The 19,702-nt window shown below is 56.0% G+C and carries 14 protein-coding genes; 4 read left to right on the forward strand and 10 right to left on the reverse strand.

Annotated features, from left to right (window positions below):
• Positions 1–26 precede the first annotated feature (26 nt).
• Entirely contained in the window at positions 27–986 is a 960-nt protein-coding gene (locus ACR0LD_RS07215) for an ABC transporter substrate-binding protein (protein ID WP_170357436.1), read from the reverse strand.
• Positions 987–1,020: 34 nt separating this feature from the next.
• Positions 1,021–2,052 (reverse strand): D-cysteate sulfo-lyase, encoded by a 1,032-nt coding sequence (gene cuyA / locus ACR0LD_RS07220; protein ID WP_480636289.1) that lies wholly within the window; start codon positions 2,050–2,052, stop codon positions 1,021–1,023.
• 188 nt (positions 2,053–2,240) lie between these two features.
• On the opposite strand from cuyA, the gene ACR0LD_RS07225 reads away from it, so the two are divergent.
• Positions 2,241–3,143: a LysR family transcriptional regulator gene (locus ACR0LD_RS07225; RefSeq protein ID WP_170524375.1), complete on the forward strand. Its 903-nt coding sequence runs from the start codon at positions 2,241–2,243 to the stop codon at positions 3,141–3,143.
• Positions 3,144–3,596: 453 nt separating this feature from the next.
• Here the strand turns inward: ACR0LD_RS07225 and ACR0LD_RS07230 are convergent, their stop codons facing one another.
• The gene (locus ACR0LD_RS07230; RefSeq protein ID WP_480636203.1) at positions 3,597–4,673 is read right to left on the reverse strand and encodes a PLP-dependent cysteine synthase family protein; all 1,077 of its coding nucleotides are present in this window, start codon (positions 4,671–4,673) and stop codon (positions 3,597–3,599) included.
• A gap of 113 nt (positions 4,674–4,786) precedes the next feature.
• Positions 4,787–6,319 carry a phospholipase D family protein gene (locus ACR0LD_RS07235; RefSeq protein WP_480636205.1) on the reverse strand — a complete coding sequence of 511 codons (1,533 nt, stop codon included), beginning with the start codon at positions 6,317–6,319 and terminating at the stop codon, positions 4,787–4,789.
• Between the two features lie 1,229 nt (positions 6,320–7,548).
• On the opposite strand from ACR0LD_RS07235, the gene rsgA reads away from it, so the two are divergent.
• Both rsgA and ACR0LD_RS07245 read left to right on the forward strand, forming a co-directional pair.
• Positions 7,549–8,385: a ribosome small subunit-dependent GTPase A gene (gene rsgA / locus ACR0LD_RS07240; RefSeq protein WP_480636207.1), complete on the forward strand. Its 837-nt coding sequence runs from the start codon at positions 7,549–7,551 to the stop codon at positions 8,383–8,385.
• 4 nt (positions 8,386–8,389) lie between these two features.
• Positions 8,390–9,157 carry a VOC family protein gene (locus ACR0LD_RS07245; protein WP_480636208.1) on the forward strand — a complete coding sequence of 256 codons (768 nt, stop codon included), beginning with the start codon at positions 8,390–8,392 and terminating at the stop codon, positions 9,155–9,157.
• A 523-nt stretch (positions 9,158–9,680) separates the two neighbouring features.
• Here the strand turns inward: ACR0LD_RS07245 and ACR0LD_RS07250 are convergent.
• The 6 genes from ACR0LD_RS07250 to ACR0LD_RS07275 form a co-directional block, all read right to left on the reverse strand.
• The gene (locus ACR0LD_RS07250) at positions 9,681–11,375 is read right to left on the reverse strand and encodes an ABC transporter ATP-binding protein (RefSeq protein WP_480636210.1); all 1,695 of its coding nucleotides are present in this window, start codon (positions 11,373–11,375) and stop codon (positions 9,681–9,683) included.
• Positions 11,372–12,286, reverse strand: a complete 915-nt coding sequence (locus ACR0LD_RS07255; protein ID WP_170339892.1) for an ABC transporter permease — start codon at positions 12,284–12,286, stop codon at positions 11,372–11,374. Before ACR0LD_RS07255 ends, ACR0LD_RS07250 begins: the two co-directional genes overlap by 4 nt.
• Positions 12,283–13,251, reverse strand: coding sequence for an ABC transporter permease (locus ACR0LD_RS07260; protein ID WP_170339894.1), 969 nt, complete (start codon positions 13,249–13,251; stop codon positions 12,283–12,285). Before ACR0LD_RS07260 ends, ACR0LD_RS07255 begins: the two co-directional genes overlap by 4 nt.
• Complete coding sequence (locus ACR0LD_RS07265; RefSeq protein ID WP_480636211.1) at positions 13,252–14,805, reverse strand: ABC transporter substrate-binding protein; 1,554 nt, start codon at positions 14,803–14,805, stop codon at positions 13,252–13,254.
• A 55-nt stretch (positions 14,806–14,860) separates the two neighbouring features.
• Positions 14,861–16,435, reverse strand: a complete 1,575-nt coding sequence (locus tag ACR0LD_RS07270; protein ID WP_480636213.1) for an ABC transporter substrate-binding protein — start codon at positions 16,433–16,435, stop codon at positions 14,861–14,863.
• A 635-nt stretch (positions 16,436–17,070) separates the two neighbouring features.
• Positions 17,071–18,096: a helix-turn-helix domain-containing protein gene (locus ACR0LD_RS07275; protein ID WP_480636215.1), complete on the reverse strand. Its 1,026-nt coding sequence runs from the start codon at positions 18,094–18,096 to the stop codon at positions 17,071–17,073.
• Positions 18,097–18,278: 182 nt separating this feature from the next.
• On the opposite strand from ACR0LD_RS07275, the gene ACR0LD_RS07280 reads away from it, so the two are divergent.
• Positions 18,279–19,640 (forward strand): metal-dependent hydrolase family protein, encoded by a 1,362-nt coding sequence (locus ACR0LD_RS07280; RefSeq protein ID WP_480636217.1) that lies wholly within the window; start codon positions 18,279–18,281, stop codon positions 19,638–19,640.
• Positions 19,641–19,702: the final 62 nt, after the last annotated feature.

A 19,702-nucleotide genomic window follows, 5' to 3' on the forward strand; every position in this document is an offset into this window, starting at 1 on the left:
GGACCCGCCCCTTTCCAAGTTTTGGATCAGAGACCCAGCATGGCGTCGACGCGATCAGAGTTGGCGGCCACCCATTCGGCGGCCACCTCCTTGGCATCGCGACCATTGGCGCTGATTTCGAAGGCCAGCGAGCTTACATCATCTGCCGTGAGGGCAAAGTTGGCGAAGAACTCGGCAATCGCAGGCGAGCGATCCGCAAGTGAGTTCGACCAGGCGATCTGCACTTCCTTCAAGGCGTCCTTACTGGCAACCATCGACTTGTTGTACCAATCCGGATCGTCCGAAGGCTGCACCATGATGTATTTTTCCGGATCGTAAGGCGGCTCGGTCAGCATGACCACGTCGAACATGTACCAGACGGCGTGGGGCTCGTAGCAGTAGAAGGCGTATCCTTCTTTCTTGGCGATGCTGTCCTTGATGCGAGCGGTCTTGACAGCTTCTTCAGCGCGGATCGGCTCGATGAAGTCGAGAAGACCATAGTCCCGAACCTTGACCTCGTTCACATTGGCTGAGGCCCAACCCGGAGCACCGATCCACATTTCACCTTTGCCATTGCCGTCACTGTCCATTGCAGCCGCCACGTCTGGGCGTCCCAGGTCCGCAATGTCAGTGATATTCATCTCTGCGGCAAAGTCTTTGGATACACAGAAGCCTTGGTTGCCCTCATAGGGGTTTGACGACAACGTCACAGTACCTGCCCCATCGACATATTGTTTGGTGAAAGCTTCCTGGTTCGGCAGCCAGACATCAGGGTGCACGTCGATATCGCCCTTGCCTTGGTCCATCGCCTGAAAAATGGTGGCATTGTTGCCCGGAACATACTCCACGGTGCCACCAATGCGGGTTGTCACGATCTCACCCAGTACATGAGCGATGGCTTGCGCTCCCGTCCATGTGGGCACACCGATCTTGACCTCTTCCGCCGCCAGTGGCGCGCTGACGGCCGAAAGCAGTGCCGCACCTATCAGTCTTTCCTTGAGTGCCATGTTATTTCTCCCTGTTGGTTAGTTCTTTTGAATGTCAGGCTGCATAACCCGGAAGGTCAAAAACTTCGGGGTAGCCGAACAACGCCGCGCTTCCGCCGGTGTGCAGAAAGACGATATTGTCCATCCCCGCAAAGTAGCCTTTGCGGACCTGATCGATCAGACCATCCAGCCCTTTTCCCGAGTATACAGGGTCGAACAGAAGGCCTTCTGTACGGGCCAGTAGCTTGAGCGCATCGACCATGCCCTCGGTCGGAAGGCCATATCCCGCTCCGACATAGTCGCAGTTTGCCCGGACGGAATCCCGTGAAATCTTTGTGCCGGTGCCCAAGAACTCGGTCGTGCGAACGGCCAGATCGTGGACCATGCTTTCTTGTTTCTCTTTAGGCGCACGCACGCCAATCCCAAGCAGATGAATGTCGCTTTGCAGCGCGGCAAGCCCGGCGACCAAGCCGGCCTGAGTACCTGAACTTCCGGTCGCATGTACGAGGGCATCAATTTTCAGCCCCGCATTGGCGGCCTGTTCGCTCAGCTCGCGCGCGCAATTGACATATCCCAAAGCACCGATCGGGTTCGATCCGCCTCCGGGAATGATGTACGGTTTTTTTCCGTTGGCCCTTAACTGTGCAGCGCAAGCATCCATCTCGGCGTTCATGTCGGCACCACCGGGGCGCTTTGAGACGCTGGCGCCATGTAGGCGATCCAACAGGACGTTGCCATTCAGGATATAGTTCGGATCGTTCGAGCCGGTTCGATCCTCGAGCAAGATTTGACACGCCATACCCAGCTTTGCAGCGGCTGCCGCGGTCTGGCGCGCGTGATTGGATTGCGTCGCCCCTTGGGTGATGATCGTATCGGCGCCCTTCTCGACGGCATCGGCCATCAGGAATTCCAGCTTGCGGGTCTTGTTCCCGCCCGAGGAGAGGCCCGTGCAATCATCCCGCTTGACCCATACGCGCGGCCCCCCCAACACCTCGCTCAGGCGGTCCATCGGTTCGAGAGGGGTTGGGAAATGCCCTAGCGACACCCTTGGGAATTTTGCCAGCGTGAGGGAAAGCTCTTTGCACAGGCTCAGAACCAAATCTGCCGTGAGCACCGTTTTTCTGCCTGTTATTTGACTTGTCTCAGCCACCGAAAACTCCCCGTCTTCACGAACGCCCAAATACTTTCAAAAGCAAAAGCGGAAAAAAGGCAGAAAAACAGTGCAATTTGCGCAGGCTACCCATACCTTTTCTTTGGGCGGCCCGGGAGAAGCTGATGAATATGCTATGGTTCGAAGATGTCCTGACCCTTCTGGAAGAGCGGAACATGACCCGTGCGGCGGCCCGCCGGAACATCACGCAACCTGCGTTTTCAAGACGAATACGAAGCTTTGAAGAGTGGTTGGGGATAGAGGTCCTCGATCGCAAATCGAACCGTGTCGAGATCAGCGCGGCCTTGGCGACAAACGAAGCGGAAATCCGCGCCATGATCGCACGACTGAATGAGTTGCGCACAAAAATCGCGCAACATGATCCGGCCGTTTCGATAGTCACCATCGCAGCGACCCATGCGTCAGTCGTTTCGACGTTTCCCGACATGGCTATTCGCGCGCGAGCCCGCTTTGAAGGTCTTCGGTTCCGCCTGAGGACCGCCAATCTGAATGATTGTGTCACCCTGTTTCTGCGCGGCGACACGAATATGCTGCTGTGCTACGAGGCGCAGAGTGTCACTCCCTTGCAATTCGGATCAGGCGTGCGTCGCGGGATTTGGGGTCAGGATTACCTGGTACCGGTCATCGGCGGAGGCCTGCGATACGCGGTACGCGGAAAAGGCGACGTGCCTATGAACACGCCGGCTATTGTCTACCCCGAAAACAGCTACTTCGGCGAAGCATTGAAAAAAAGCCAACGCCCGTTCGGGACCGCCGACTACAGCAAGAATCCCATTTGCCAGACAGCTTTCTCTAGCGGGGCCAAAGAAATGATCCTGAATGGTCTTGGTGTCGGGTGGCTGCCGTTCAGCATGGTTCACAAAGAAATCGAAAGCGGCGAGCTGATCTCCCTGCGCAACCAGATTGGTCAAGAAATGCTCGATGTGGTCATCTACGCGCATCATCAAGTAGAGACGGCAAATTCACTGCTCGAATTCTGGGCAAAGAAACCGGTTTCGACGTCCTGATCCGGCACCTCGATTTTCCGGTGCTCCAAACCAATTATTCTGCGCCAATTGCTGGAGCAGACTAGTGGCCATAAGAAGGCCTGCAGTGGTTGAATTTCAACTGCTACCTCTGGCTCCAACGAACCTTGTGCACCTCTCGCTTAAACAAACCAAAGGCTGACTTTGCGTTGCGGAAGGGCGCCCAAACGCCGTTCAGTTGACGGTGCAACATCGTTGGTCAACGATAGGCTTGACGCTTCAGGTCAGCATTCGACCGCACAGACGCGGCCTTGACACAGGAAACTCGGCGGCCATCGGTTGAAGTCCGCTCAACTTCTGAATCACAACCCAACCGGATCGTTTGACTGTCTGGCCACGCATTGCGGCAAACACGCTGTCCGCAGACTTTCAGACGGCATCAACGCCGCAGATCGAACGGTCAAATACCTGCATCGACGAGCAACGAGACCCGGCTCAATCAGACGGCATTTGCGCCGTTGGTGTCGACATGGAAATCGCTCGTTCCTCATCCGTCATATCTTCGGCAATCCCTTCAAAGAGCGGTGTCGAAAGATACCGTTCGCCTGTGTCGGGCAGCATCACCAGCATCACCGATCCGTCCGGGGCGCTTTTGGCCACTTCCATTGCGATGGCAAATGTGGACCCCCCTGAGATTCCGGTGAAAATCCCCTCCTCTGCGGCCAGACGCCTCGACCAGGCGATACCATTCGCTCCGGCGACGGGGAGCAGTTCATCATAATATGCATTGTCCAGAGCTTCCTGAAGCACATACGGGATGAAGTCGGGCGTCCAACCTTGAATGGGATGCGGTTCAAAGGCCGGATGGCTCTCAGTAGGTTGATGGGCCTCGTTGCGGGTGTTCACGTAGCCAGACCCGACAATCGCAGCGTTTGCAGGCTCGGTCAGGATGATCTTGGTGTCAGGGCGATCGCGCTTGAGCACGCGCGACACGCCCGAAACGGTGCCGCCTGTTCCATAACCGGTGATCCAGTAATCCAGCCGCTCTCCCTCGAAATCGCTTAGTATTTCCCTCGCAGTCGTGGCCTCGTGGATGTCGGCGTTGGCGCTTGTCTCGAATTGGCTGGCGAGAAACCAGCCATTTGCCTCGGCCAACTCCTTGGCCTTGGAGTACATCCCAAAACCCTTGAGCGCACGAGGCGTCAGCACAACCTTGGCCCCAAGAAACCGCATCAACCGGCGGCGTTCCACCGAGAAGCTGTCAGCCATAGTGACCACAAGCGGATAACCCTTTGCGGCACATACCATCGCAAGACCTATCCCGGTATTTCCCGAGGTAGCCTCGACGACCGTTTGCCCGGGTTTCAGACGACCTTCCCTCTCGCCAGCTTCGATGATGTTCAGCGCAAGGCGGTCCTTGACCGAGCCCGCGGGGTTGAAGGCTTCAAACTTGACGTAGACCGTCACGTTGGCCGGCGCGATTTTGTTGATGCGAATGCACGGCGTGTTGCCGACCGTGTCCAGGACGCTGTCGTATAGACGGCCGCGCCCGGATGTGGTTCGAATTTCCATGTGCCACTCCTGCTTATCCACTTTTCTTCAAATGCGAAGAAGACTGCCACATGCGCGATGCAATTGATAGAACGTCAATAGCACAGTAGAAGAACGGACCTTATCCCACGCTACTAAAGCTGAGAGCCGATTGGCAAAATACTGAAAAATCCAGCGACGATATGATCCCAAGCCGAACCCGTTGGCTCTGAGTCATATTCAAGGATTTCTCCGTTCTCGCCCCGGGTTCTCCATTTGAGTTGGCCAGCACTCTCCAGCGTCACATGATATGTATATGCTGGAAGCGCATCGTCCAAAGCACCCATGGTTTGTGCGGTCAACGCCGGAGAGTCGATGAGAATGCCCATTTCTGTGTTTATGTTGACTGAACGAGGGTCCCAATTGAACGAACCGACAAACAGATATCTGTCATCGACAGCGAACGCTTTGGAATGAAGACCCGACCGAGATTGAGCCCAGTTTATTCCACGACGTTGGACCTGATAAGCGTCAGGCCGCAATTCATATAGCTCGACCCCACCACGCAGCAACGCCCTGCGTTTCTTGGCGTAGTGCGCATAGACTGGTGCTACGTCGTTTGAAGCAAGCGAGTTGGTTACGACTTTGACTTCGACACCTCGGTTTTCCAGTTCGGTCATCCACTTCACGCCGTTGTTGCGTGGCACGAAGTAGGCCGAAACGATATTGACCTCCCTGTCAGCACCTTCGAAATACGGCAGCAGTTGCGACGCAAGAATTGGATCTGAGTTATCAAGCCCCGCGGCTTTGGAAGGCGGATCGGCGTAGAGTTTTGCGGGCACCCAATCCAAGGAAAGCGTTCCGTCTGCAAAATTCTCTCTTGCAGATTTTCTGAGAGCTTCGCCGTACTGGGTATGCTTTGCCGCCTCCACGAGCTCATTCAGTCTGCTTCGCGCTTGGCCAAGCGAAAATTCTTCAGGTTGCCCGACGACCACGCGGGCCGGAACCGCGAACTCACTATTCCAATATTCGTCAAAGCTTTGCGAAACTTCATTTACGACGGGACCGGCTGCCAGAACATCCAAATCCGCATAGTTCATTTCCTCCCGCGCCAGGAAGTACTCGGCGCCGATATTCCGGCCACCGACAATTGTGAACACGTTGTCTGCGGTCATCGACTTATTGTGCATTCTGCGATTGATCCGCTTGAAGTCCGTGAGCCCGGCAATGATCAGGCTTTGGTCGCGCCAGAAAGGATTGAACAGACGGATTTCAATATTCTCGTGGTAGTCCAAAGCGGCTGTCATCGCGTCGTATCCGGATGTGTCCATGTCATCCAAAAGCAAGCGAACGCGTACGCCTCGATCCGCCGCCTGCAAAAGGCTGGCCGCAAAGAGGTGACCTGTCGGGTCGTTATGCAAAAGGTAGTATTGAGCGTCGATCGATTGTTCAGCCGCTGCAGCGAGTAGAAGCCGTGACACCAAGGCTTGTTCACCGTCGCTGATCAATTTGACACCGGACCGGCCGTCTTTGGGGTCCCCAAGCCGGGTCGCCGTCTGCCCAAGTGTGCTGTTTGTCCTTGCCGAGAATGAAACCGAATTGGTTTTCTCATATGTACGAACTTTTGGGGCACAAGCGACAAGAGCGAATGTGCAGAACGCACAAAACATGATTGTCCAAGGCTTCATCGATTTCCTCCGCTCGTCACACATAGGTGACTACGCCAAGAGGCAAGAATGCAAGTATGTTCCGAGAAAGTTCAGGAGGTTTCCTGATGTAGTGTCGTTCCAGAGGAATTGCGGCTCAAAGCCAGTCAGCCGGCTACGACTGAAATTTTTTTTCGGCTGACGAAGCGCCCTGTCCACAATCGAAAGGCAATCTGTTCGTCGCTGAATCGTTTCTTCGGTATCGCTACACTCCCCTGTTGCCAGAAATATACCCAAAATTTCGCACTCGGTTCGGACCAGTTTCAGGGGTCAAGACCACCCTCTCGGCGCGCCCGGAAAAAGGTGCACGATTCCAGGGGTGCTTTTCATCAACGGGATCGCAGTGTCGCGAAAAAAGCGGCCAAACTCGTCTTCTTTACCTGACCGCGTCGTCACCTGAAAAATTCGCATGATCATACATCCGTCCTCCCAAAGGTGCGGTTTCTGAATGTATGTGTGCCTCGCACGATCCAGCTTAGCGTACTCGATACCGAGTGTCAGATTATGGCTCGGAGCAGTCGCTTATAGTCCAATTCGACAGGCGCATTGCGGACGAAGCCACCTAATATTCAGCTTGTTGCGGTGTGTGATAACGGCCCAAGGAGGACCTTGGGGAAATTTTGACCCGGTGCCGTCAACTGCTGTTTCTAGCACAAAAGGCTGCTACGCGGGTAAAGCTCACACACTCTTCTTCGTGTTGAACGGTTGCTACAGAGAAGTGACGAAGTGCGCCAAATCACCGGTCAACTGTTGTGTTCTGCCCGCGGTCTTCCTATGTGCACTTCATCGGAAATGGAGATTTTATGTCCCGGTAAGGAAGGGAGGCAGCGCGCCTCCCGGAGCATATTCAAAATCTGAAGCACCGCCGTCGCTTTGTTGCCGACGGAGTGTTTTGATGTGCGCACTCTTTCCTACCATCAGCGCCCAAATCTGACCTGGGCCAGAGACATGAAAGTGAACACCCTATGACAAGGGATTACTCCAACTTCCTTCCGCCTCGCGCAAGCGAAGCGGGATCGCACGCCAATCCCAGCCCTCTTCAGGCATTGGGATGGCAACCGTTTTTCGCCCGACAGATCAGCGTAGAGGACTTGTCGGCGACACCTCCCGTTCGCGTTGTCGAAGTGCATCGCAATGGGCTGCATGTCGTCGGTGACGGCATAGATACGGTACTTCCGCCGGGAGCCGACGCAACTGTCGGAGACTGGCTGATGCTGGACTCCACACGTCCGCGCTCCAGTCGGGTTCTTGAGCGCACAAGCCTCATAAAGCGGCGTGCGCCCGGAACCGACCGGCAGGAACAACTGATCGCGGCGAACATTGATACGGCCTTTATCGTCACGTCTTGCAATCAGGACTTCAAGGTGGCCCGGCTGGAACGCTATGCAGCTCTGGCTTTGGAGGCACGGATGACACCCGTCATCGTCGTCACAAAGACCGACCTCGTGACAGACCCGCAGAACTATATCGACGCTGCTCGCGCGGTATCGGACATGATCGACGTGGTCGCCTTTGACGCCCGCGGCGACGCGCCCCGGACAAAACTGCTTCCCTGGTGCAAACCCGGCAAGACGGTGGCGTTTCTCGGCTCATCTGGTGTTGGTAAATCAACGTTGGCCAATGCGCTGCTCGAGAGTCAGTCCATTGAAACCCAAACCATTCGTGAGGACGACGCAAAGGGGCGGCATACGACAACGCGGCGCGAGCTTCATGCTATGCCCAATGGCTGTCTGGTCTTGGACAGTCCGGGCATGCGGGAACTGCAGCTCACCGATGCAGCGGAAGGTATCAATGATCTTTTCGCCGACATTCAGGAGTTGGCCGCGCAGTGTCGATTCAAGAACTGTCAGCACGATTCTGAGCCGGAATGCGCTGTTCTGAAGGCTATCGATGAGGGTGTTCTTGATAGCGATCGGCTTCGCAGATGGCGCAAGCTCATGGCCGAAGATGCGTTTAACTCGTCGAGTCTTGCGGAACGCAGGTCGCGCGACAAGGCGTTCGGGAAGATGGTCCGCGGAGTCAAAAAACTCAAAGATGTCAGGAAGTAAGGCGATGACACAGTCGAAGGCCGGTCAAATCGTATGGCATGACCTTTTCACACCGGACAGGGCGCGTTCAATGGCATTCTACCAGCACGTCGCCGGCTGGTCTTATGAAGTCGAGCGGGCATCGGATTTTGCATGGGGTGGCGGCGAGCAGGATTTCGTCCTCGCCCTTTCCGGTGACGAAGCGGGCGCGGGTTTGATCGAGACGCCGCCCGAGCAAGCGAAGGGCTGGGTCGCCTACATCGAGGTCCCCGACGTGGACCTGGCGGCCAAGCGCGTCGACACGCTCGGAGGCAAAATTGTTCGGGAGCCATTCGAGGTGCCGGGCGTCGGGCGCAACGCACTCGTTCGCGATCCGCTCGGCGCTTTGGTGGGGATTTCGCTGTCTCGGCACAGTTTCCCCGTGCCGAGACGGCAGTTTGGCCCTGAAGTGTATATCAGCAACGATGATGGCTTTCCGCTGGCGTTCTACATCGAACTCTTCGGATGGCAGGTGTTTCCCGATAAGGACCAGGATTGCGCCACTCTCCTCGGGCCTCGGGGCCGTCTTGTTGCAATCCAGCATGCGGCGACTTGGGCAACCGCCTCAAACGCATCTTGGGTCCCGAGCCTAAAAGTTGCTTCAGTCCCTGACGCCTTCCGTGCCGCTGAAACCAAAGGGGCGCATCCGGCCTCCTTGAACTTAAGCGAATCCGTTCAAGCTCAAATCCCCATCCTGTGTGATCCGGACGGAGTGCCGTTTGCGTTCGGCGGCAAGCAGGCAAACCCTTTCTAGCCACCTGCAGATTCTATTCAGGAACTGCAGAGCGGATATTTTCCGCTCTGCAAGGTCCGGAACTCAGCGCTTATGCGCGCTAGTGGACAGTGTATTGGTTGGAATCCAGCCGCAGACTTGTTTCTGAGGTCAGTTCTCCGATGCTTTGGTCCGGCATAGGGGGTGTGTGCCGTAGCCGCTCGGTTTGAAACCAATGACCGACACCTAGTCCCCTACAAGTCTCGCGTACTGCCGTGTCGAGATGTTTGGTGAGGCGCGGAAAGCTGTCTTTCAAGGGGTATCCTGAATTCTGAAGTCGCAAACCGTATTGCTGCCGTCGGCTGTGACCTCGACGCAGACCTCATTGATCGAGATTGCATTTCATCTAACTTCGTCCAGGTCCGAAATTGGGTCGACAACGAATACTAGACGCCTTGCGATGGAGCCAATTCAAGTCGGTGTTTGAATTCAAACTACCGTTGATTGCTTGCGCGCGTACCTCTCAAACAACTTCTTCTGGAAAAACCGATGCAAGTCCAAACCGTTAAGGTTGTGCCAATTGCTTTAGCCGTGGCATCAAATCCAATAGTTCCCGTGTATACGGATGCTCGGGAGCTTCGAACAACGCGTCCGTCTCCTGAACCTCAAGCAGCTTCCCATGCCGCATCACGCCCACCCGGTCACACATCTGACGTACGACCGGAAGATCATGGCTGATAAAGAGCATAGTCAGGCCCAGATGTTCTTGCAGGTCTTTGAGAATGTTCAGGATTTGCGCCTGAATGGATACGTCCAGGGCGCTGGTCGGCTCATCGCAGATCAGAAAACGGGGCTGAGTTGCGAGGGCGCGAGCAATACAAATGCGCTGACGCTGCCCACCGGAAAACTCGTGTGGATACTTGCGCCACGCGTCCTTGGCCAGGCCAACCCAGTCAAGCAATTCGCGCACGCGCGGTTCAATTGCGGGCTTGGGCAGGATTTTGTGATGATGGATAGGCTCGGCAACGAGGTCCCCGACCCTCATGCGGGGATTTAGGCTGGAGAACGGGTCTTGAAAGATCATCTGGATCTGGCGGCGGTAGGCTTGTAGGGCCTCTGCCTCCATGGCTGTTACGTCTTCGCCATCAAAGATCACCCGACCACCGTCTACGGGATAGAGTGTTCCAATCATCCGGGCGACTGTAGACTTGCCAGAGCCACTTTCGCCGACGAGGCCGAAAACCTCACCGTCGCGAATGTCGAAACTCACTTGATCGACGGCAGTGAAGTACTTGCGTTGCGAGGGCAGCAGCCCGCCCTTTTGCAGGAACGTCTTAGTAATGTTTTCGATTTCCAGCAGTTTGCCGGATTTCGACAGATCGGTCTTGTCCCAATGGGCCGCCAGATCGTCGATCTTGAAGGTTCTTTCCCGCTCGCCATAATTGACCACTGGGAAACGCTCGACTTTGGTGTGCGGCCGCGGCACGGCGGCAATCAAAGATTTGGTATACTCATGTTTCGGTGCGCCGAGGATCTGATTGGTCGTTCCGCTTTCAACCACATGACCGGAATACATCACGGTAACCGAGTCCGTGGTGTCGGCGATAACGCCCATATCGTGGGTAACGAGGATCACGCCGACCTGACGCTCTTTCGCCAGCTCCTTGATCAGATCCAACACCTGCGCTTGGACAGACACATCCAAGGCCGTTGTGGGTTCGTCCGCGATCAGAACGCTGGGCTCGGTACAGAGTGCAAGCGCGATTACCACCCGCTGACGCATCCCACCGGAAAACTGGTGCGGATACTGGTTGAAACGGTCCGCCGGGTCGGGGATGGACACGCGATCCAGCAGAGAAATGGCGCGCTTTTTGGCCTCGGAAGCGGACAGGCCGAGGTGAAGCTGGATCGTCTCGACCAATTGCTCACCCACTGTGAACAACGGGTTCAGCGAGGTTAGCGGGTCCTGAAAGATCATCCCGATCTCTTTGCCCCGGATTCGGCGTTTGTCCTCGGCGTCCAGTTCGTCAATCCGACGACCGTTCAGCCAGACTTCGCCTTCGGAGACATGGGCCGGGGGGTCCAGAAGGCCGATCACGGCGTTGCCGGTCATGGACTTGCCAGCACCGCTTTCGCCGACAACGCCCCGGATCTCGCCAGGATGCAGGTCGTAGGTCACATGCTCGACCGGCTTGAAGATGCCGTGGCGTGTGGGGATTTCCACAGTCAGGTCGCGGATCGAAAGAACGGGATCGGTCATTTCAGCCTCGGGTTCAGAACGTCGCGCAGCCAGTCGCCCAGCAGGTTCACACTCAGCGCCAGTGCCAGCAGGGTGCAAGCCGGGAAGAACAGGATCCACCACTCACCCGAGAACAGGAATCCCTGTCCGATGCGGATCAGCGTCCCCAGCGAGGGCTGGGTCGGTGGCGCGCCAACGCCAAGGAAACTGAGCGTCGCCTCGGCAATGATCGCCAGCGCCAATGAGATAGTCGCGATCACCAGCACCGGTGACAGTACATTGGGCAGGATATGGCGCAGCATGATGGTCAGCGGGCTTTGTCCGATGATGCGCGCGGCGGCGACGTAATCTTTGTTCTTCTCAACCAACGTTGCGCCCCGGACGACACGAGCGAACTGCACCCAATCGGACAGTCCAATGGCCAGGATCAGCACCCAGATCGCCATCTGGTCGCGATACTCCACCGGGGTAATGCCTTTGGCGATCCCGAAGATCAGCATGGCCAGAAGGATCGATGGGAAAGTCAGCTGCACATCCGCCGTGCGCATGATGATGGTTTCGGTCCAACCGCCGAAATACCCTGATAACAGGCCCAGAATGATCCCCAGAACCATCGCGAACAGAACGGCCGCCACCCCAACGAATAGCGAGATCCGCATTCCGTAGAGGATGGTCGAGAACACATCACGCCCCTGATCGTCTGTGCCCATCAGGAAGGTTTCGCCTGTAAAGGCATTGGGTTCCATCGGCGGGGTAAAGCCGTTCATCAGGTTCAGGCTGGCCGGATCAAACGGGTTTGTCGGCGCAATCAGTGGTGCGAGGATCGTGGCCAGGATCAGGATCAATGCCACTGTCGCCGACACCATGGCGACAGGCGAGCGGCGGAAGGCGTAGAACTGGTCGCTGTCCAGAATGCGTTTCACACGGCTCATGCGCTGACCCTCAGGCGCGGGTCGATGAAGGCGTAAAGGATATCGACCGCAAGGTTGATGGTGACAAAGATGACCGAGATCATCATCAGGTATGCTGCCATGACAGGGATATCCACGAATTGGATTGCATTGATGAACAGAAGGCCCAGGCCCGGCCACTGAAACACCGTCTCGGTGATGATGGCAAAGGCGATGATGGCCCCCAGTTGCAGGCCGATAATCGTGATGACGGGGACCATGGTATTCTTCAGCGCATGGCGGAAATTGATGGTCCGGTCACTCAGCCCACGGGCGCGGGCAAAGCGGATATAGTCTTGCCGGAGTACTTCCAACATCTCGGAGCGCACCAGCCGCATGATGAGGGTCATCTGGTATAGACCCAGTGTAATCGCGGGCAGGATCAGCGCCTTGAGTCCACTGCTTGTCAGCAAGCCTGTGTTCCACCAGCCCAGATCTACGACTTCTCCGCGTCCAAAACTGGGCAGCCAGCCAAGTTCAACTGAGAAGATGTAAATCAACAGAATCCCGATCAGGAACGTCGGCAGGGACACCCCGATCAGAGAGGCTGACATGATGAAATTCGCTGCAAACCCGTCTCGGCGGATTGCGGTGAACACACCCAGCGCGATGCCCAAGACTATGGCAAATACGGCTGAGACAAGCGCCAGTTCCAACGTTGCCGGCGCGCGTTCGGCCAGGATTTCCGCGACCGGACGCCCTTGACGGAAGCTGACGCCAAAATTGCCCTGTACCGCTTCCTGCAGAAACTTCACATATTGCACCGGAAACGGCTGATCGAGCCCCAACTGCGCGCGCAGACGTTCCACATCTTCCATGGTCCGCTCTTGCCCCAGCATGTTGTCGATCGGATCTCCGACAAAGCGGAACATGGAAAAGGCGACCAGGCCCACGACGAACAGAACTAGCGCCGACTGAGCCACACGCCTGATAATGTATGACAGCATTTAGTTGACCGTTACCCAGCGCAGAAGGAAGAAGTTGTCGGGCCGTTGTGTCAGCTCGATATTGCTGCGCGCGCCCCAGACCAGCGGTTGAACGTAAAGCGGTACATAGGCCACCTCATCGTGCAGGATACCTGCCACCTCGTCCAGCATCGCCTGACGTTTGGGTTCGTCAATCTCGGACTGGATCAGCGGCAGCAATTCATCCACGCGAGAGTTCGAATAGCCGCCAAAGTTCCACGAACCCAACTTCTTTTCCTCATTCGGGGTCGAAGCGAGAAAACGCACGGGATGCTCGGCATCAAACGTGCCGGGTGACCAACCCAACAGATACATATCAAAATTGTCGGCCCGCAGTTCAGGCCAGTAGTTCTGAACCGGCATCGCATCGAGCGTCACGTTCAGCCCGGCCTGAGACAGCATGGCGGTGATCGCCTGGCAAACAGCTTCGTCGTTCAGGTAGCGATTGTTGGGGCACTTAAAGCTGATCTCAGCCCCCTCAGCGCCAGCCTCAGCCAGCAAATCTTTGGCACCCTCGGGATCGTAGCCATAGGGGTCCGCATTTGCAGCCGAATAGCCGCGCATCGCAGGACTGACCAACTGGCTCGCCACCTCAGCATTGCCGCGCATGATGGTTTGCAGGATGGCTGGAACGTTGACTGCCTTTGCCACCGCCTCGCGGACGCGCACATCTCGGAAAAGGTCCGAGCCACCCTGCCCGGCTTCGCTCGCGCCTTCCTGCTGATCAAACCCCAGCATGATCACGCGCGCTTCGACGCCCTGAATGACCTTCACATCCGGATTGCCTTGCAACCGAGCCACATCCTGAATTGGGACCGGGTTGATGAAGTCGACATCTCCGGACAACAAAGCCGCCAGAGCGGTTGCCGGGTTTTGGATTGGCACCAATTCAGCGCGGGTCAGGTTGTGTTCTGCTGTGTCCCACCAGCCGTCGAACGGTTCCAGAACAGTGCGCAGGCCCGGCTCTCGCGCGGTGACTCGGAAAGCACCGGTGCCATTGGCGTTCAGGGTCGCATAGTTGCCCGATTCTTTGTCGGGCAGTGCTGCGTCGTTTGCCTCGGCCCAGCCGCTATCCATGATCATCCAGTTGGCAATGCTGTCCGGGAAAATCGGGTTCGGCGCAGTGGTCATGACATCGACGGTGTAGTCGTCAACCTTTACCACCTCGCTGACGGGCGCGAACCAGCTGCGGGTGTCCGAATTTTCGTCAGACGCCCGCTGGTACGAGAAGATCACGTCATCCGCATTGAATTCGGAACCATCATGAAACGTTACGCCCTCGCGCAGTTTGAACCGCCATCCAGCTCCGTCCCCGATGGTTTCCCAACTCGTGGCCAGCGCCGGTTCAATGGTCATGTCCTTGCCCCTGCGCACAAGCCCTTCGTAGACGTTGTTCAAGAAACCTAGAACCGGGGCAGAGTTGACAGCATGAGGATCCATTGTTTGCGGGTCCGTTGTAACGGCAAACGTGAACTCTTCGCCTGCGACGGGCAAGGCAAGCGCGCAGAATAGCGCGGCAGTGGTCAGACGTTTCATGATAGCTCCCACTCTTTGGTGGCGGGCCTCGCATCCCGAGGCCCGGCCACGTTTCTTACTTCAGGCCAAAATGCTTGACCATAGGCTGATCTTCGGGATCAACGTTGATGTCCAGGTTTTCAGCCATACCCCAGTTCAACACTTGATGGTGGATCGGAATATACAGCTGTTCATCCTGCACCACCCGCCAGATCTCGGCGATAGCCTGATCTCGCGCGACGAGATCCGTGTTCGAGGCCAGCGACTCGATCTTGGCATCCAACTCATCATTGTCATACCCGGTGCCGTTCCACGTCCCAATGTCGCTTTCACGGCCATGGACCAGGAAGTTGAAGATGTATTCCGAGTCATACGTCGGAACGCCCCAGCCCAGCATGTAGAAATCGGTCTTTCCGTCCGTGATCAGCGGGAAGTGCTGCGCCTTCGGTTTGGCATCCAGATTCACTGTTATGCCAATCTGACCCAACATCCCGACAGCCGCCTGACAGATACCTTCATCGTTGATGTAACGGTCGTTGGGACAATCCAGCCGGATCGAGAAACCGTCCGGATAACCCGCTTCGGCCAAAAGCGCCTTTGCACCTTCAACATCCGTGCTGCTTTCACTGTCCATCTCGGCAGTCCAGCCGTTCACGAACGGCGGGGCGATCATCCCGGCAGGTTGCGACTGACCGCGCATGACCACCTGTTGGATGGCATCTCGATTGATCGCTTTGGACATGGCCCGACGAACGCGGACGTCGGCAAGTGGGTTCTTGCCATCGACGTTATCCGCCTCGATGTCGTCCGCGCCCTGGTTCATTCCAAAGAAGATCACCCGGTTTTGCGGCGCTTGTTTGACGACCAAACCGTCGACGGCATTCACCCGGTCCAGGTCCTGCACCGGCATATCCTGAAGGAAGTTCACCTCGCCCGACAGCATCGCCGCAACGCGGGTCGCGTCATTCTGGATCGGGGTATAGATGATTTCGCTGATCGCCATCGGGAACTGATCACGCCCCCAATAATTTTCGTTCCGCTCCATCACCGTTTTGACGTCCGGTTCGCGGCTGACCAGTTTGTAGGGGCCGGTTCCATTCACATTGACGGTCGCAAAGGTGATCTCACCGCCTTCAAAGTCCTGAACGTTGACCGCGTTATTCGCCTCGGTCCAGCCCTTGTCCATGATGAACAGGTCGGTGAGGTTCGCAGGCAGAATGGGGTTCGGACCGTCCGTCTCGATCTCGATCGTGTGGTCGTCGACAGCGCGCACCTCGACAATCGAATTGATCAGTTCTTTCATGTCCGAGTTCGGCTGCTTCGCACGGTTGATGCTGAACACCACGTCTTCTGCAGTGAAATCGGCGCCGTCGTGGAATTTCACGCCCTGACGCAGATTGAACACCCAGACATTCGGATCACTCTCGCTGGGGGCCCAATCGGTCGCCAGCGCAGGCTCGAAAGCACCGCTCGTATCCCGAATGATCAGAGGTTCATACATCTGGTGGCGCACGGTATGCGTCGGCCCTTCGTTCTGCGAATGCGGGTCAAGCGTCAGCGCATCCCCCGAGCGCGCCCAACGCAGAGTTTCGGCACTGGCCAAAGACGTCGTCGTCATCAAAAGCGTCAGTACGAGTATTGGATTTTTCATTATTTTCTCCCATATTGCAGTCGTTTAACTGCATTGAATTCACGATACGTGTCGCAAATTTCTGTTAACGTTATGGCTGCGGATAGCATACCAACTGCGAATGCATGTCAATCGTTCAACTCGGTTTTGATTTGCTAAACACAAGCGACACGGGACTTCAGGGGGACAGCCACTCTCCCCAAAAACACCGCATCAAGTGTCTATTACTCAGACGAGAGGAACACAAACCGCAATCATCAAGCTTCATGGTCCGACAAGTAGATCCAGATAGCGCTGACGGGAACTGCGCTGCTCACAATCTGGATAATTGTCCGCTTCATAAAGCGATTGCCACGCTGTTTTGATCTGTTGCCAGAATTGCAATCCTCCCGAGGTGCTTTCGCTCATTCGCAATGCGGAGAAAGTTACCGTAGGCTCATTGCTTTCTGATGACTGGTCTCAGCCCAAACCGGACGTTCAGCCCAGAACTTTGCAATTCTAGCTTTTTGCAGAACCGGACATGCGTGAATGGTGTTGCAGGCGCTCGACCAGTTTTTCACAACGTGCGCGCAATTTGGGATTTATACGGCTAGTGTTCTCATCCTATGCTCGAAGAAACGACGGCGAGCTGCATGCGACCGCACTGGCGCCGGTTTTCAGCCCAGTTCTTTTACCGTTTTCTTAAAACCCGACGGCGACATTCCAGACCATTTACGGAAGGCCCTCGAAAACGCAGCGGGGTCTGCGTAACCAAGCCGCAGTGCGGTCTCACCAACGGACTTTCCCACCGGACCCAGCAGCTTCTTTGCTTCTTCCAGTTTGACAGCAGATATGACCTGAGATGCTGATTGCCCATAAGAGGCCAGCCGGTTGTTCAATGTCTCCCGGTGGAAACCGCATAGGCGCGCCAGTTCGTCAACACCAAATCCCGGCTCGCCAAGATGAATCCGGATGAGGCCCTGAAGCCCGGCTAAGAAATCTTGAGGCGCATGCTGGTCGAGGAAATCGCTTGTCAGGTCTGACGGGTTTTCCAATGTTTCCGAGAGCAACTGATGGCTCAGCCAGGGTGAAGGAAACCGGATCGAAAAGCCCTGAGGGCTACACTTAATGGCTTGAACACCATGAAAGTGCTTTGGCAACACGTCAGGTTCGCTTACCCGTAAAATGATCTGGCTCGGGTCCCACCTGAAATCGAGAACCCGATGCAGCAATGATACCCAGATGCTCGCCAGAAATGCGTCGGTCTGTCCGGGCGAAACCGAAATGCTGAAATTCCGCTTAGCACTGAAATAAGCGTGCTCCCCTTCCACAAGCAGCGACTGCGTGACCGCGTTGGATTCTTTCGAGACGGCTTGAGTGTAGCGCGTAAAGAAGTCGCCCAACGTCAACGCCTCGGCCAACATGTCACCGAGAGTCAGAAACCGAACAAGGTCAATTGATTGACCAACTTGCGCGCAGAAGTCTGGTGATGTTGCATCAGCAGCGGCTTGATGGATTCTATAAATCGTCCCGTGTGGCAGGAAGTTTTGGCGATCCATCACCTGAGCTTCGCTCACGCCCAGAGGGTCCAGAACAACAGCCGGTTCAACACCGGCACGACGCAAAGCAGCTACGACAGGTGCAGCAACCGATGCCCGAACCAGCGGCAAGCCCTTCTTTGTGTTTTGCTCAAATACGCCCATGTCGCCCTCAAATATCATGAAGGTAACGACAGAAAGACAGAAAACACACAAAAAGGCGCCAAAAGCATGCAGAATGCCAAATCAATTTGGCGCAGCCCGCCATACTGTCAGGCAAAATCCGGCAATCACTCTAAAATCATATTCAGAAACATACATCTTTGATTCGTATTTGGAGGGCCTCAATGACACCGAAATTCAAACACCTGGTGGCCACGACAGCCTTTTCTGCAAGCCTGGCAATCGCGGGCCAAGGTTTTGCGCAGGATGAGAGCTTTCCAATCCTATTTACCAACGTGCACGTATTTAACGGTGTCGATGAACAGCGAATTGAGAACGCAAACGTTCTGGTCGTGGACAATCTGATCGCGGAAGTATCGTCGGAACCGCTGGCCGTTGCCAATGCCCAGATCATTGACGGTGGAGGTCGAACGCTGATGCCGGGCTTGATCGATGCGCACGTACATATGGCAATCACCGAGCCCGTCGCGGACCTGAGGGACAATTTTGACTGGATGTATTGGGGCGCGGTTTCCACAATTGAAGCCGAGAAAATGCTACTGCGTGGTTTTACAACCGTTCGGGATGCGGGTGGCCCGGCAATTGGTCTGCAAAAAGCTATTGATCGTGGAAAGGCCGTAGGGCCAAGGATTTACGCATCAGGGCCGGTCATCTCGCAGACTTCCGGACATGGCGAGCATCGGGTCTATACCGAACCCCACCCGAACTTCATGGGGGCGCAGCCGTCTTTCTTCAACCAGCATGTCGAGTTCTTGGCCGATGGCGTGCCCGAAGTACTGCGGGCAACGCGCGAAGCGCTGCGTATGGGCGCTGTGCAGATCAAGGTAATGGCAGGCGGTGGTGTGTCATCTTCGGTTGATCCGTTGCACACCGTTCAAGGATTACCGGAAGAGTTGGAGGCTTCGGTTCGCGCGGCGGCTGATTGGGGAACCTATGTCATGGTCCACGCGTATAACGACGACTCGATCCTGCGGTCGCTGGAAGCGGGCGTCATCAGCATAGAACATGGACAACTGATGACTGAAGTGTCAGCGCAGGCCATCAAGGATTCTGGCGCCTGGATCGTCCCGTTTTATTCTCTGCTTGGGCTTGATGAGGAAGTTGTCAAGAAGGCGCTTGGCCCTGCGGCAGCTCCCAAATTCCTTGATGTTCAGGCAGGTGCGCGCAACCAGATGAAACTGTTGAAAGAGTATGAGATCGAGAACGTTGCGTTCTCGACCGATATCATCGGCGATCCCGTCGCGCTGACCAAGCAAAACGATGAGTTCAAATACCGGCTGGAGGCATGGACTTCACACGAAATCCTGCAACAAGCCACGTCAAAGTCCGCCGCACTTCTGGCGCTTTCAGGAAAACTCAACCCCTACACAGCAGGCCCGCTGGGTGTGATCGAACAGGGCGCATACGCCGACCTGCTGCTTGTTGAAGGAAACCCGGTCGAAGATGCCGAGATCCTGGTCGACTACACCAACAACATCGACCTGATCATGAAAGACGGCGTGATCTACAAAAATACACTCGATTGAGTGTCGCGCGGGGTGAATTTACCTCGACACCCCGCGCCCCCTTAGCTTGACAAATTGGAGTG

The organism is Ruegeria sp. BF8 (genome assembly GCF_056538625.1).